Source organism: Thalassobaculum sp., from assembly GCF_040219215.1.
GTDB lineage: Bacteria > Pseudomonadota > Alphaproteobacteria > Thalassobaculales > Thalassobaculaceae > Thalassobaculum_A.
On record NZ_JAVJSX010000013.1, the window covers coordinates 51,021 to 65,506 of the forward strand.

Here is a 14,486-nt window from a genome sequence, read left to right on the forward strand (position 1 = left end):
CGCGTTCACAGCAAGGGGAAATTCAATGTCATTCGCTCGAATGCTGACCGTCGCATCGGCGGTCGGCCTGCTCTCCATGTCCGCGGCGACCGCGGCCACCTGGGAAATGCCGACCCCGTATCCGGAAGCGGAATTCCACACCAAGAACGTTCGCCTGTTCGCCGAGGATATTGCCAAGGCGACCGGAGGCTCCCTGACCATCAACGTGCACAGCGGGCAGTCGCTGTTCAAGCACCCCGAGATCAAGCGCGCCGCCCAGACCGGGCAGGTCCAGATCGCCGAGATGCTCATGGCGAACCTGCTGAACGAGGACGCGATCTTCGGCGCCGACGCCGTGCCGTTCCTGGCGTCGAATTACGACGAAGCCGCCAAGCTGTGGAAGGCCCAGAAGGGCATGGTCGAGGAGCGGCTGTCGAAGCAGGGATTGAAGCTTCTGTACGTTGTTCCGTGGCCGGGGCAGGGCTTCTACACCAAGAAGCCGATCGGCTCGCTTGATGACCTGAAGGGCGTGAAATTCCGCACCTACAATTCCGCGACGGCGGCGATGGCGGAGTTGGTCGGCGCGATCCCGACGATCGTCGAGGCCGTCGAGATTCCGCAGGCTTTCTCGACCGGCGTGGTCGACGCGATGGTGACGTCCGGCGCCACCGGCCTGCGCACCAAGGCTTGGGACTTCGCCAAGCACTTCTACGACCTCAACGCCTGGATGCCGAAGAACATGGTGTTCGTGAACGAACGGGCATGGCGCACATTGTCGGAGGCTGAGCAGAAGGCCGTCCTGGCTGCCGCCGCGGCCGCCGAGAAGCGTGGCTGGGAGATGAGCAAGGAAGTCTCCGATTCCAGTTCCAAGGAACTGGCAGCCAACGGCATGACCGTCGAGGCCGGGTCGGCCAAGCTGGTTGCCGGGCTAAAGGACGTCGGCGCCAAGATGGCGGCTGACTGGGAGAAGAGCGCGGGTGCCGACGGCACCAAGCTGCTTGAGGCCTATCGCAAGTAGCACCGTCTCGTGATGCGCCCGCCTGGATGATTCGGGCGGGCGCATTGTTTTGACGCGTCATCGGAGGTCTGTTGATGGACCGTCTGTTCACGGTTTGCGGCGCGTTAGCGGCGTTCTTCCTTGCCGGTATCTGTGTGCTGGTGCTTGCCCAGGTCGTCGGCCGGCTGATGGGGATCGCGGTTCCCTCGGCGGACGAGTTCGCCGGGTACTGCCTGTCCGCTTCGTCCTTCCTGGCGCTCGGCTACGCACTGCGCAACAACAGCCATATCCGCGTGACGCTGATCATCGATCGCCTGCCGGCCAACCACCGCCGCATCGTCGAGGCGGTATGCATCCTGGGCGGCCTCGTGCTGAGCCTGTTCATCACATTCTACACCGGCGAGATGGTCTACTACTCGCTGGCCTTCGGCGACCTCACCCAGGGGCTGGTGCCGATCCCGCTGTGGGTGCCGCAGTCCGGCATGATGATTGGTGTCATCGTGCTGACTCTGGCGTTCCTGTGCGACGGCATTCGCGTCCTTCGGGGGCTCGAGCCGACCTATCTGATTGCCGCTCGGTCGGACCGTCAGGCGAACATCAACCAGGAAATGATCTGAGCCATGGACGCTGGCATCCTCGGCGCGTTCCTCGGTCTGGTTCTCATCCTGCTTCTGGCGGGCGGATTCTGGGTCGGCATGTCGCTGTTTGCGGTCGGCATCCTCGGAATCGCCGCGTTCTCGTCGGCACCCGCCGGGGCGATCATGGCGACCACCAGTTGGGGCCAGTCCTGGTCGTGGTCGCTGACCGCCCTGCCGCTGTTCATCTGGATGGGCGAGATCCTGTTCCGGACCCGGCTGGCCGAGGATATGTTCAAGGGCCTGGCGCCGTGGATGACCAGGATCCCCGGGCGGTTGATGCACGTGAACGTGGTCGGTTGCGGAATCTTCGCGGCGGTCTCCGGCTCGTCGGCGGCGACCACTGCCACGATCGGCCGGATCACCATCCCGGAACTGGCGAAGCGCGGCTATGACGAGCGCATGAGCCTGGGCACGCTGGCAGGCTCGGCCACGCTCGGCCTGCTGATCCCGCCGTCGATCATCCTTATCGTGTACGGGGTGGCCGCCGACGTGTCGATCAGCCGGCTGTTCATCGCCGGCGTGATCCCCGGGCTGGTCCTGATCGGCCTGTTCATGACCACCATCATGGTGTGGTCGCTGCTGCACCCGTCAAAGGTGCCGCCGGCCGAGTTCAACATGTCGTTCGGCCAGAAGCTGCGGGCGACCGGCAACCTGATCCCGATCATCCTGCTGATCGTCGGCGTCATCGGTTCGATCTACGTCGGCATCGCCACCGCTACCGAGGCAGCGGCCGTCGGCGTGGCCGGTGCCCTGCTGCTGTCGGCCGTGACAGGGTCGATGAGCTGGGAGACGTTCAAAAGCAGCCTGCTCGGCGCCACCTGCACGTCCTGCATGATTGCCTTCATTCTGGCGGGCGCGGCGTTCCTGTCGGTCGCAATGGGGTTCACCGGGATCCCGCGGCACCTGGCGGAGTGGATAGCCGGCATGCAGCTGTCGCCGATCATGTTGCTGTTCGCGCTGACGCTGTTCTTCGCGGTGCTTGGCTGCTTCCTGGATGGCATCTCGATCGTGGTCCTGACCGTGGCCGTGATCATGCCGATGGTCGAGCAGGCGGGCATCGACCTGATCTGGTTCGGCATCTACATCGTCGTCGTGGTCGAGATGTCGCAGATCACGCCGCCGATCGGGCTGAACCTGTTCGTGATCCAGTCGTTGACCGGCCGGGACCTGCTGTATCTGGCGCGTGCCGCCCTGCCGTTCTTCCTGGTCATGGTCGTGATGGTCGTCCTGCTGATCCTGGTCCCGGAGATGGCGACCTACCTGCCGGCCAAGATGACCCGCGGCTGACCGCCGCCTTTCAAGTGGGCCTGGGTGCCCGAACCGAGCCGAGGTGACGTCGAATGTGGTCGAACCCCCGCGTTCCCTTCCAGTTGTCGAGCGACCGTCCGGCCCTGCGCCCGTTCCAGGGCAAGCCGATCATGGTCAACGTGGCGATGAACATCGAATACTGGCCGTTCGACCGGCCGATGCCGCGTGGCGTCCTGCCGCCGCCGCACGGCAAACCGAGCGATCCGCCGGACGTGGCGAACTTCGCTTGGGTCGAGTACGGCCTGCGCAGCGGGTTGCCGCGCATCATGCGGGCCTTGGCGGAACGCGGCATCAAGGCGTCGGCACTGATGAACGCCCAGGTCGCCGACGTGTACCCGACGATCGCCGACGCTGTGCTGGCGGCCGAATGGGAGCTGGTCGGCCACGGCTGGTTCCAGCAGTCGCTCAAGCAGGTCGATGATGAGGAGGTGGTGATCGTCCGGTCGCTGAACCGCTTGCGCGGCCTGTCCGGCCAGCAGGTGCGGGCGTGGCTCGGCGCCGGGATCGGCGAGACCCTGGACACGCCGGATGTACTGAAGAAGCACGGGATCCAGTTTCTGCACGACTGGCTGGTCGATGACCTGCCGTGCTGGATGCGCACCCGCCACGGGCCGATGGTGGCGATGCCCTATACCTTCGAACTGAACGACGTGCCGATCTACGGCGTTCAGCACAATTCCACCGACGAGATCTACAAGCGGGTGGAAGCCACCCTGGCGGTGTTCGAACGCGAGGCCAAGAGCCAGCCGCGCGTGCTGACGCTGGCCCTGCACCCGCACCAGATCGGCGTGCCGCACGTTGCCTATCACTTTGAGCGGTGTCTCGACCTGCTGCAGGCCCGGGACGACGTGGTGTTCATGACGTCGAGCCAGATCGGCGACTGGTTCGTCGAGGCCGACGGCACCGATGGCGCCGCGGTGGCGAGCTACAACGACGGGCCGCCGGCGTAGTTCGGTCCTGCGGCTTGCAGGGTTACTGTGACGCAGGTGCCCTGACCTTCCACACTGTGGAAGTCAATCATCCCTCCCATCGCCTCGAGCAGAGATTTCGAGATGGCGAGCCCCAAGCCTGCGCCCTGCTCCTTGTTGATGTAGGGGCCGTGCACTTGAGTGAACGGGCTGCCCAGGGTGGCCATTTTCTCTGCCGGAATTCCAACTCCACGGTCGGTAACGCTGATGCTGATCTGATTGTCGGACCCTTGGATCACTTCCACTGTGACCACCGAATCGTTGGGACTGAACTTGATCGCGTTCGTGAGCAGGTTGATCAATACCTGAGGGGATTATCCCCTTCTAGAATATCCATGAAATATTGAATGCATAAGAAGAAGTGATTGTTTCGTATCAACCACTGTGAATGGAAGAATAAGGTTTTCAATCGCTCTTGTCGGATTTCCGGGGCGAATATCAGCCGGGCCAATGGTCCATACCGGTACGCCCTCAATCGCCGCCATCCGGTATCGTTCAATGAAGTCGACGTTGTCGACCAGATGCGGCAACGCTTCATCAAGCCAGCGACCGGTCGGATCAGCGTGGATCTGTTCGACAATCCTTGTTCCAACCAGACGAAATTTCAGCCGAAACGGCTTCTGTTGGACGTCAAGCAACCAGATGTTCGGCAGCAGACCGGTCCATTGCAACGGATCAAAGGCATCCCAGGGGCGTCCATCGGATTGGGAGAGCGTTGTCCAATGAGCGTGCAGCGCGGTTGATTGCGCACTCCAATGCCGAGAAGGAGTACGCTCGACCAGTCGTGCTTGGCTGGTCGCGGGCGCCGCGTCGAGCGTCTGGAGATGTTGCATGACCGGGCTCCTTGGGCATCGCCACCGCAATGCCCTCCCTTGGTCGAACTGAATCGGCCGGCGGTGCATGGGCAACTTATATTGGCCATCCGTTCGAGATGGCCGCTCGCACTCAGAATGGACCTGATAGTTGAATTTGACGGTGGTTTATAAGAATTAATGGTAACAATAATTAAATCATTTGTAGACTGTGGACTGTACGTATTGGCTCAGCAGAACACGACGATGGTCGAGGGTGTTGTTCCCCGTTCTCCGACCCAGAGACCGAGTTCGATTATTTAGCTGCGAAGTGCGAGAATTTGATGGGCGCATGCTTATGGCTGCGGCGATGTCAGCGGTCTGTGCATTTCAAGGTCAGGCCGCCGTCTACCACGATCTCAGTGCCGGTGACGTAGCGCGCCTCGTCCGAGACCAGGAACAGGCAGGCCTGGGCGACGTCCCAACCGGTGCCCATGAACCCCATCGGGATCCTCGCGTTGCGGCGGGCGATCAGCGCCTCGGAGTCGCCGCCGCTCTGCTGGCCGGCGAGGTAGGCCTCGACCATCGGGGTGTGCATCTGGCCGGGGATCACGGTGTTGGCACGGATGCCCTTGGGGGCGTACTCCAGGGCTACCGAGCGTGAGAACCGAACGATGGCGGCCTTGGCCACCTGATAGGCGATCTGCTGCTGGCCAGTGAAGGTGACGCCGGAGGTGGAGCCGATGCTGACGATGGCACCACCGCCGGCCTTCTCCATTTCGGGAATCGCATGCTTGGTCGCCAGGAAGACGTGCCGCAGGTTCACGTTCATCTGGGCGTCCCAGTCCTCCTCCGACAGGGTGACCGGGCCGCCGGGCTTCGCCGCGCCGACGTTGTTGTGCAGGATGTTGAGCGTGCCGAACGCCCCGATGCAGGCGGCGACCATCGCCTTGACCTCGTCGGACCTGGTGACGTCGCACACATGGGTGGCGCAGACGCCGCCTTCGGACTCGATGATCTTTCGGGTTTCGGCTACAGCGTCGGCTCGGTTGTCGACCAGCAGCACCTTGGCACCCTCACGTGCGTAAAGCGTGGCGGACGCCTTGCCATTGCCCCAGCCGGGACCGATCGACCCGGCGCCGGTGACGATGGCGACTTTGCCCTTGAGACGGTCGGTCATGGTCGATCCTCCGGTGTTGGGGTCACTTGGGGCTGATCTTTTCCCAGGTCAGCACGCGCTGGCGGGCGACGCCGCCGACCTGATCGATCGGCGGGCGCAAGACCATGCGCTCGCCCTCGAAGCTGACCTGCCGGACCTGATCGATCGCCATGCGCGATGGGTGCGATGCTGCATCGGCTTTGGTGATCAAACGCGTGCCGTCGAAAGTGTAGTTGCCGCAGTACGAGGCGTACTCGCGGGCCGACTGCTCGTCCGGCATGGCGGTCCGTCCGTCGCACAAAACCGCCATCATCCGGCCCTCGGCGTTGAAGGTGACCACGCCCATCGGGCTCGGGCCGTAGGGTTGCGGCATGGCGTTGCCGTCCGGGTCGTGGGCCGTGGTTTCCACCAACCGCCAAGTACCGACGATGTCTGGCATTTGCTAGCGTCCGTCTGTCAAATTGATCGGCCGGCCGATCGAGCCGCCCAGGGAGGAGTTCCATGATCTACGAATTCAGAACCTACACCACTCCGATCGGCATGGCACCGGAGCTGGCCCGGCTGTCGGGGGAGATCGGCCGAGACATCCGCAAGGACGATTACGGCAAGCTGGAAGGCTACTGGCTGACCGAGATCGGCCCCCTGAACCAGGTCATGCACCTGTGGTCCTACGCCGACCTAAACACCCGTCAGGAACTGCGCACCGCGCTCGGCCAGAACGAGGCCTGGCGGTCGAAGTACCTGACGGTCGCCGGCCCGCTGATCCGGCGCCAGGACGTCCGGCTGATGTGGGCGATGAAGCCGGTGGTGCCGCCGACCGGCACCGGACATGTCTACGAATATCGCTTCTACCGCTGCAAGGTGGGCAAGTCGCGGCCGTTTGCGGAGAAGTTGCGCGACGTGTTGCCGGCGCGCGAGAAATACTCGAAGAACGTTGCCATCTGGCTGACCGAGGCCGGCCAGCCCAACGAGGTCTCGCACCTCTGGGCCTATGACAGCCTGAACCACCGTGCCGAGGTCCGCGCCGCCGCCATGCGCGACCCGGACTGGCGGGAATTCCTGAAGAACGGCCCCGAGATGCTGGAGGAAATGCATTCCTCGATCCTGATGCCCTCGGCGCATTCGCCAATGAAGTAACAGGGGCCGGCGGTCGGGGGGCGCACTACGCCTCCGCCCGGTCGCCGGCCAACGTCTTCGGTCGCAGCACGGCGAAGGCGACGCGGCCGAGCAGCATGGCCGCCGCCACGTGCAGGAAGCCCAGCCCCCATCCTGCGGTCGACATGCCGCCGGCGAGATCCAGGATCACCCCCATCGCCAGCGGGCCGACGAAGCCACCGGCGTAGCCGAGCATCGAGTGCACGGCCAACGTCGCTCCACGCCGTCCCGGATCGGCGCTGCCGGCGGCCCCGGCGGTCAGCGACGAGGAGTCGAGCCAAATCACAACGCCGTAGACCAGGATCAGCACGACCGCCACTTCATAGGAGAACGGTCCGAGAAACCCGATCAGCGCGGCGCAGACGGCTGAAGCGACCATCGCCACGCGCACCAGCCGTTGCCGGCCGAGCCGGATCGAGACCTCGTTACCGGCGACGCTGGCCCAGGTGCCGACGAGCCCGACCAGGGTGATCACCGCGGTCGCCGGCAGCCACGGATCGCCGCTGCCTGTCGTCAAAGCCACCCAGGCCAGAAAGGCCACACCCCAGCCGCGCAGGGTGTTCATTTCCCAGGTGTGGACGCAGTACGCCAACGCATAGGCCATGGCCGAACGGTTGCGCAGTACCGGGGCGAAGTCGAACAGCCGGCCGGTTGGCGCCTCGGTGCTCGGTGCCTGCGCCGGTGCTGCCAGACCGACGATCAGCCATGCTATCGCAGCGCATGCCGCCGACGCCCAGAACACGGCCTGCCAACCGAGCAGATCCTCGACAATGCCGGTGAACGCGAACGAGGCCGCACCGGCGACACCGATGCTGAGCGCGTGGCCGGCGACCGCGCGCGACATCAGCTTGCCGTCGACCCGGTCGGCCAGCAGCTTCAGCCCGGTCATGTAGGTACCGGCCCAGCCGATCCCCGCCAGCATCCGGGCGAACGCGGCGGTCCAGAACCCGTCGGCGAGGGTGGCGAAGCAGACATGGCCGAGCACGGTCACTGCCACGCCGAACAGATAGACGCGCTTGGGGTCGATCCGGTCGGTCAATGTAACGAGGACCGGCACCGATACCGCATAGGCGAGGTAGAACAGGCCGGTGATCCAGCCTGCGTCGGTGTTGTCGATGCCCCAGGCTGCCATCCGTCCGGGGATCAGCGCGGGCCAGGCATAAGCTCCGATCTGCGCCAGGATCTGCGCTGCGCACACGATCGCGACCAAGCGGCGCGGGGAGATCATGCGAGTGGTCACAGCGCGCATCGGATGGTTTCTGTGAGCGGTTTCGCCCTATCCCCGTACGGGCAGCCCGAGTTCGCGTGCCAGCAGCGAATAGCTGTCGCGGCGTGCCTGCTCGTCGTGAGTCCAGGTGACGATGGCCAGTTCGTCGACGCCGGTCCGCTCGGCCAGCTCGCGGATGCGGTCCGCGACCTGGGGGGCGGCGCCGACGAAGGCGGTGCGACGCAGTTCCGCAATGCGCGCCATCTCGGCGTCCGAATAGTCGTAGCCCATCGCCACCTCCGGCGGGTCGAGCGGCAGGTACAGCCCCCGGTCGCGGTATAGCTGCCAGCGCGCGCGCGAACTGTAATGGTGCTGCGCTTCGTCGTCGGTCTCGGCGGCCAGCGCCCACACGCAGATGCCGGCGTTCGGCTCCGGGTGCCGCTTGCTCGGGCGGTAGGTCTGTCGGTAGATGTCGAGCGCCTCCTGTCCGCCGCGACCGTCGGTGAAGAACCAGGCAAAGCTGTACGGCAGACCGAAATGCGCCGCCACCTGGGCGCCGTACAGGGAACTGCCGAGGATCCACATTTCCGGCGCGGTCTCGCCCTTCGGCATCGCTTCGACCACTCCGAACGGATGATTCTCGGCCAGCGGCTCCCCGTGTACCCAGGCCATCAGGTCGGCGACGTCGTTCGGGAACTGCGCCGGCCGCTCGTTGGCCATCGGATTCAGGGCGAACGCGGTACGGCCGTCCGACCCCGGGGCCCGGCCGAGCCCGAGGTCGATCCGTCCGGGCGCCAGGGCGTCGAGCACGCGGAACTGCTCGGCAACCTTCAACGGCGCGTAGTGCGGCAGCATAACCCCGGCGCTGCCGACCCGCAGGTGGGTGGTGTGGGTGGCGATCGCGGCGATCAGGATCTCCGGCGCGGTGCCGACGATGGTCGGGTGGCTGTGGTGCTCCGACACCCAGAACCGGTGGTAGCCCAGGGTGTCACAATGCTGGGCGAGCGCCAGGGTGTCGCGGATCGCGGCCCCTTGCGGCCGTCCGGCGGCGGCGATCGACTGATCGAGAATGGAAACACGCACGGCAAGTCACTCCTGGTATCGGGCGGCACAGTGTCTGGTTAGACGCCGTCTCGGAAAAGGTAGATCGGGCTGGACCACGCGTTGAAGCCGTCCTCGGTGGTCACCCGGATCCAGAGGGGGTTGTCGCCCGTCGGGTTCAGGTCGCAGCGGAACGTGTGCTTCAGATGATCCTGGCGGCAGGTGTCGGGCAGCCGTGCGATGCGTATCTGGCGCTCCAGGCCGCCGGCTTCCAGAACGGTCTCGTCGATGCCGATCTCCGCGAGCCGGAAGCGTCCGCCGGCGTGATCGGTTCCGATCGTCAGGTCGCCCGTTGCGTTGGAAAGCCAGGCGTCGAAGCCGATGAAGTTTCCGGTCGTCAGGACGTCGAACGCCACGGTGTTGTCGTCCTGCTGCGCCAGCAGACGGTCGTGGTTCCAGGCATTGATCGGCTGGAAGCGTGCGATCCTGGTGCCATCGAACCGGGCCTCGCCCTTCCAGGTGGTCTGGCGGCCGCGGCCGCGGTACTCGGCACCGTGGAAGGTCACCCGGATGCGGTCGCCCAACTGATCCTTGGAGTAACCTCTGACGCTGTCGACGACCTCCGGTCCGTTCAGCACATCGACCCGCAGGATCGGCGCGTGGGCCGCCACTTCGACGTCCAGCCGGCAGGTGCCGTCGGCTGTCTGGACGATGTCGCCCATCACGGCGTGGTGCACCTCCTGCGATTCTGCCGGCCCGTAACGCGGGTCGGTGTCGTAGCGCCGGCCGCCGGTCGGCAGCGAAGCCCGGACATCGATGAACATGCGGCACCCGGTGGTGCCGTAGTGGTGCCGTCGGCGGAGCGCCTCGAAGATCCCGTCGCGCGACAGCGTGTCGCCCAGGAAGCAGGTCAGTCCGCCCAACGCGCCGAACTGCGACGCACCGGGATAGCTGGCGCCTGGCCGGCCCTTGTGACCGTCGCTGTTGCAGACCAGCCCCAGGCGATAGCCGCGCGCGAAGCTGTCCTTCATGATCCACTCGAACGTGCCCCAGTCGGAATGGACCTCGACCGCGGTCCGCAGTGTGCCACCGTCGTCGCGCGCAATGTCGGCCGGGCGGCCGCCGACATGGGCGTACAGCACGCAGTCCTCGCTCTTCAGCGCTTCGAACAGGTCGGCGGTTGTGTTGGCGTCGTTGTCCAGGTCCGAACGGTCGACCAGCAGGGCGTGCGACGACCGTCGGATCGTCTCGCCGGACTTCCGAAAGAACACGTTGTGGTCGCCGCCCATCGGGGTGTTGCCGGACCATTCATAGCCGGGAAACGCCACGAAGCGGCCGGGATCGTCGAGTTCGGCGGTCACCGCGTTGATGCGCTGCCAGAAGGTGCTGGTGACCTGGAAATCGTTGGCTTGGTGGCTCATGACGTCGAGGAACGCCAGATCGCGGCCGAACGCGAAATACTCCTCGATCGGGTTCACCCCAACGGTTTCGCCGCTCTGACCGTGCAGGTCGCCCCAGAAGCCGCTCGATCCGTCGGCGCGGACCACCAGCGGGTTCGATGCGGTTAGAAGGGTTCCGTCCGCGTCGAAAACCCGAACGCGCACGATGCCATCGCCGGGGGCGATCAGTCCGCCGATGCGCAGCGCTCGCTCTCCTGCCGGGAAGTCGACCCGCTCGGGCAAGCCTTGAACGGTTCCGTCGGCTTCCAGGCGCAGGGCTCTGGCGGCCTGATGCGAGGGGTTGCCCCACAGATCCTCCGCCTTCAGTCCGAGTGTGAATGGGGTGCCCGGTTTGCCGTGGGTTGGCAGGACCGCTTTCCAGCGCTCCGGCTTGCCGGCGACGATCGCGACGTGAGGACGGTTCGGCAGCGGGATGAAGTGCCCCGTAGCACACGGGTCGGCCAGGACCCGGAACTCGTGGGCGCTTTCGCAGAAGGTCTGCAGCTGCAGGCCCGGCGAGCCGCCGGACCGGTCGCCGAATGTCACGGTGATGGTGTCGCCCTGGTGCAGGGAGCCGCCGCCGACGATGATCCGCAGCGATCGCTCCCACGGCCGCTGGTGACCGTTGCGCTCCGGCACGACGGTCAGGCGGCAGTGCTTGCTGGCGCGGGCCGAGACGAAGTTCATGGCGGCAGGGTCGTCGACCTGGAGGCGGCCTCCGTCGTTGGGAAACCGCTGCACGATCTTGATGCTGCCGCTGTCGTCGAGCCCGAACCGGCCGACCGTGTAGGTCAACTCGATGGTCTGGAACGACCGAACCTCGAACGGCCCGGCCGGGCTGATGCGTGCCGACCCATACTCGTCTGCCGTTCGTCCCGGGTGAACCACGGGCCAGACATCGCCCATGTTGCCGTCATCGATCAAACCGCCCGCCATCGCCCGCTCCCTGGCCAGAGATGCTTATCCGAATACCTTTTTCAGCAGGTCGGTGGTGCGGGCCGCCGGGTTGTCGCGGATCGCCGCCTCCTCCTTGGCGAGGTAGAAGAACACTCCCTTGAGCGCGGCATCGAGCGTGTAGTCGGTCAACCCGCCCGATGCGCTCGGAACGCCGGGAATGGCCTTGGCTTGGCCCATCATGGCGTCCAGGCTTTTCACCGCCCCGACCTGCGACAGCTGGGCGTCGACGATCGGGTGCATCCGGGTCTTCAAGGGGCTGGACATGGTTCGCTTGAAGTACTGGGTGGCGCTGTCTTTCGGGCCATTGAGGATGCCGGCCGCATCGTCCAGCGTCATCTGCTGGATCGACTCCACGAACACGTCGCGAGCCTGCGGCGCGGCGGCTTCGGCCGCGCGGTTGAGCTTCAGTTCCAGGTCGTTGGTCAGGTCCGAATGGCCGGTCAGGTCGAGCGCCTGTTTCACCATCTTCAGCGACCCGGGCAGGGGTATATGAATGTTTGGGTCGCCGAAATACCCGTCCGTGCGGCCGACCGTGTCGACGGTCCGACCGGTCGCGACCCGCAGCGCCTCCTTCAGGCCGCTGGTGATTTCGCTGTTGGACAAGCCGGCACCGAGGGCACCTGAAGTGCCGGAGTTGCCACCCAGCCCGGGAGCTTTGCCGCCGCCGAGCAGGCTTCCCGCCTTGTCGAACAGCGACTGGGCCCATGCAGGCGTGGCAACGCAGGCGACTGAGGCCAAGGTGGCGGTCACGAAGGTTCGGCGGTGCATATCGATGGCCTCGCTGTGGAGGGGGCGGCGGATCGGAGCAGGCGGCAGCGTATCATGATGTCATCCGTGCCGTCGTGAAACGGCCAGCAGCGCTGCAGCGCCGGTCAGCGGTGCAACTGCGGCGAGCGCAAAGGCGATCGGATAGGAGTCGCTCGCCACCACCACCGCACCGAAAGCGATCGGCCCGACGACGTAGCCGATGAACGCAAAGAAGGTGGAGCCGGCAGTCGCCTGACCGACCAGGGCAGCAGGAACCTGGGCGGCGACTTCGGAAAGATAAACGCCGTTCCAGCTTGCGGCGGCGAATCCGGCGACCCCGGCCAATCCGATGATGCCCCAGACCGGCCACGTCTCGGACAGGCCTGCAACACCGGCCGTCACGGCGGCGGAAGCCAGCGCCAGCGCGGTCAATGTCCGGCGGGCGGAGCCGATGCGGTCGGCAATCCAGCCGACGACCACGCGTGCCACGACTCCGACGATCTGCATGACCGCAAACGCCAGGCCGGCGATGGCCAGGGAGTGGCCCAGCCGGGTGACGAGGTAGGTAACGAAGAACGCGAACAGGCAGCCTTGGACGACCGCGAAGCAGAACCCGGCATAGGTCGTCGCCAGCATCACCGGGCCGAACGCGACCGCGCGGAACGGCCGCATCAGGCTGCGTGGATACAGGGCCGCAGCCAAGCTCAGTGGATGGCCGTGGTCGCGGTCGGCGTCAATCGTCGGGCGCACCGGCTGGACCAGCAACGCCGTTAGCAGGGAGAGGGCCGCTGCCATCCCGCAGGCGAACCTCCAGTCACCGACGAGCAGCAGCGGCGGGATCAGCAGGCCGGCGACGGCACCGCCAAGCGGGACGCCGGACTGCTTGATGGAGAAGATGAGCGATCGACGGCCAGCCGGAGCGTGGCGGTTCAGAAGGTCGCTGCCGGCCGGTGGCGACGGGCCGTATCCGACCCCCACCAGGAACGCGGCCAGCAGCATCGCCTCCCACGATCCGAGTGCCGCGGCCAGCAAGCCGACCGCTCCGACACCGGCGCCGACCTGTAAGCTGCGCACGGGGCCAAGGCGCGGCAGCAGGTCTCCACCGGCAATCAGGTACCACATGGTGCCCAGCGACCCGACCGATGCCAGCAGGCCGATCCGTTCGGGCGCTACCCCCGCCGCATCGGTCAGCGCCGGTCCCAGCACCGGAAAGACCCGGGTCAGGAATGCGCTCGACGTCTGCATCAGCAAGGCAGCGCCCAGCGCGGTCAACCAAAGGGGAAAGCTGCGCATCAGTGCTGCGCAAAAGACGGGATGGGGTGAAACCGGCAGGTCACGCGTGCTTCGGCAGACTGCATTACCGTGTCCGCGTCGTCTCTGGTTTCAATGTCCAAACCACCATACTCGCTGCCCGATCGAGCGCTGCTCTTGATGCAGCATTTCATCAACCGCAAAGCGACATCGATGTGCAGGACGTCGGCCGAACCGCCTTCAGGCGGAAGTAAACATCATTAAATATACAATATATCAAATCATTATTGTTATTTATTAACCTGATTTAAGAGATGCAATTGCCACAGCAGGCCACGGGCTGATCACAACGCCGACGTCGCGCTGGCGGATATGTTGGCGGATGCGTGTGAATCGCTGCGATCCACCATGGCGGTGGCGCGGCCTCACTGCCGGAAATTCGGCAAAGCTCACACGCCTATGCAGTTATCGGAAAGGAGACGTCCGATGAACACCGATACACAGACCGAAGAGCGAATGCGTGTCGCCCGACGGAATTTCCTTGCGTCGTGCGGCAAGTATGCGGTGGTGACTCCCGCCGCCGTGACGCTGCTGGTTGCGGCCTCGCGGCAGAACTACGCGACCGCCGCATCCGGTGGCAATCCCTTCCCGCCGGGCAATGGTGGTGGTCACGGCCACGGTCACGGTCATGGCCACTGGAAGAAGGGCCATGGCCACTGGAAGAAGAAAGCCAACAATGGATTCGGCAACGGCGGCCGTGACGGAGTACCCGGCCGCTCGAATCACCAGGACATCACTCGCTAGCGAAACCGTCCGGCGATAGCCGGACAACGATACAGCGGCAGCCGC

At 65.3% G+C, this 14,486-nt stretch carries 15 protein-coding genes; 6 read left to right on the top strand and 9 right to left on the bottom strand.

The window, feature by feature from the left end; genetic code table 11:
• Nucleotides 1–25: 25 nt before the first annotated feature.
• The 4 genes from RIC54_RS12200 (at nt 26) to RIC54_RS12215 (ending at nt 3,872) form a co-directional block, all read left to right on the top strand.
• Nucleotides 26–997 carry a TRAP transporter substrate-binding protein gene (locus RIC54_RS12200; protein ID WP_350097434.1) on the top strand — a complete coding sequence of 324 codons (972 nt, stop codon included), beginning with the start codon at nt 26–28 and terminating at the stop codon, nt 995–997.
• Between the two features lie 74 nt (nt 998–1,071).
• The gene (locus RIC54_RS12205; protein ID WP_350097436.1) at nt 1,072–1,593 is read left to right on the top strand and encodes a TRAP transporter small permease; all 522 of its coding nucleotides are present in this window, start codon (nt 1,072–1,074) and stop codon (nt 1,591–1,593) included.
• 3 nt (nt 1,594–1,596) lie between these two features.
• A complete protein-coding gene (locus RIC54_RS12210; protein WP_350097438.1) occupies nt 1,597–2,901 on the top strand; it encodes a TRAP transporter large permease in 1,305 nt (434 codons plus the stop codon).
• Between the two features lie 53 nt (nt 2,902–2,954).
• Nucleotides 2,955–3,872: a polysaccharide deacetylase family protein gene (locus RIC54_RS12215; protein ID WP_350097440.1), complete on the top strand. Its 918-nt coding sequence runs from the start codon at nt 2,955–2,957 to the stop codon at nt 3,870–3,872.
• On the opposite strand, the gene RIC54_RS12220 is transcribed toward RIC54_RS12215, so the two are convergent.
• The 4 genes from RIC54_RS12220 to RIC54_RS12235 all read right to left on the bottom strand — a co-directional run bounded on the left by RIC54_RS12220 (nt 3,848) and on the right by RIC54_RS12235 (nt 6,279).
• Complete coding sequence (locus RIC54_RS12220) at nt 3,848–4,192, bottom strand: sensor histidine kinase (RefSeq protein ID WP_350097442.1); 345 nt, start codon at nt 4,190–4,192, stop codon at nt 3,848–3,850. The genes RIC54_RS12215 and RIC54_RS12220 overlap by 25 nt on opposite strands.
• Before the next feature lie 12 nt (nt 4,193–4,204).
• Nucleotides 4,205–4,723: a PAS domain-containing protein gene (locus tag RIC54_RS12225; protein WP_350097444.1), complete on the bottom strand. Its 519-nt coding sequence runs from the start codon at nt 4,721–4,723 to the stop codon at nt 4,205–4,207.
• Nucleotides 4,724–5,054: 331 nt separating this feature from the next.
• On the bottom strand, nt 5,055–5,861 hold the full coding sequence (locus tag RIC54_RS12230) for an SDR family NAD(P)-dependent oxidoreductase (protein WP_350151051.1): 807 nt from the start codon (nt 5,859–5,861) through the stop codon (nt 5,055–5,057).
• 22 nt (nt 5,862–5,883) lie between these two features.
• Complete coding sequence (locus RIC54_RS12235) at nt 5,884–6,279, bottom strand: lipocalin-like domain-containing protein (protein ID WP_350097448.1); 396 nt, start codon at nt 6,277–6,279, stop codon at nt 5,884–5,886.
• 62 nt (nt 6,280–6,341) lie between these two features.
• Here RIC54_RS12235 and RIC54_RS12240 point away from each other — a divergent pair, with 62 nt between their 5' ends.
• Complete coding sequence (locus RIC54_RS12240; RefSeq protein ID WP_350097450.1) at nt 6,342–6,977, top strand: NIPSNAP family protein; 636 nt, start codon at nt 6,342–6,344, stop codon at nt 6,975–6,977.
• A gap of 25 nt (nt 6,978–7,002) precedes the next feature.
• Here the strand turns inward: RIC54_RS12240 and RIC54_RS12245 are convergent, their stop codons facing one another.
• Genes RIC54_RS12245 through RIC54_RS12265 form a run of 5 tightly spaced genes read right to left on the bottom strand, consistent with a single transcriptional unit; the run spans nt 7,003 to nt 13,679 of the window.
• On the bottom strand, nt 7,003–8,223 hold the full coding sequence (locus RIC54_RS12245; RefSeq protein ID WP_350097452.1) for an MFS transporter: 1,221 nt from the start codon (nt 8,221–8,223) through the stop codon (nt 7,003–7,005).
• A 48-nt stretch (nt 8,224–8,271) separates the two neighbouring features.
• The gene (locus tag RIC54_RS12250) at nt 8,272–9,285 is read right to left on the bottom strand and encodes an LLM class flavin-dependent oxidoreductase (protein ID WP_350097454.1); all 1,014 of its coding nucleotides are present in this window, start codon (nt 9,283–9,285) and stop codon (nt 8,272–8,274) included.
• 38 nt (nt 9,286–9,323) lie between these two features.
• Nucleotides 9,324–11,618: a DUF3604 domain-containing protein gene (locus tag RIC54_RS12255; protein ID WP_350097456.1), complete on the bottom strand. Its 2,295-nt coding sequence runs from the start codon at nt 11,616–11,618 to the stop codon at nt 9,324–9,326.
• Between the two features lie 24 nt (nt 11,619–11,642).
• Nucleotides 11,643–12,407, bottom strand: coding sequence for a DUF4197 domain-containing protein (locus RIC54_RS12260; protein ID WP_350097458.1), 765 nt, complete (start codon nt 12,405–12,407; stop codon nt 11,643–11,645).
• Between the two features lie 60 nt (nt 12,408–12,467).
• Entirely contained in the window at nt 12,468–13,679 is a 1,212-nt protein-coding gene (locus tag RIC54_RS12265) for an MFS transporter (protein WP_350097461.1), read from the bottom strand.
• A gap of 444 nt (nt 13,680–14,123) precedes the next feature.
• Between RIC54_RS12265 and RIC54_RS12270 the strand changes: the two genes are divergently transcribed.
• Complete coding sequence (locus RIC54_RS12270) at nt 14,124–14,441, top strand: hypothetical protein (protein ID WP_350097463.1); 318 nt, start codon at nt 14,124–14,126, stop codon at nt 14,439–14,441.
• The last annotated feature ends 45 nt before the right edge of the window (nt 14,442–14,486 follow it).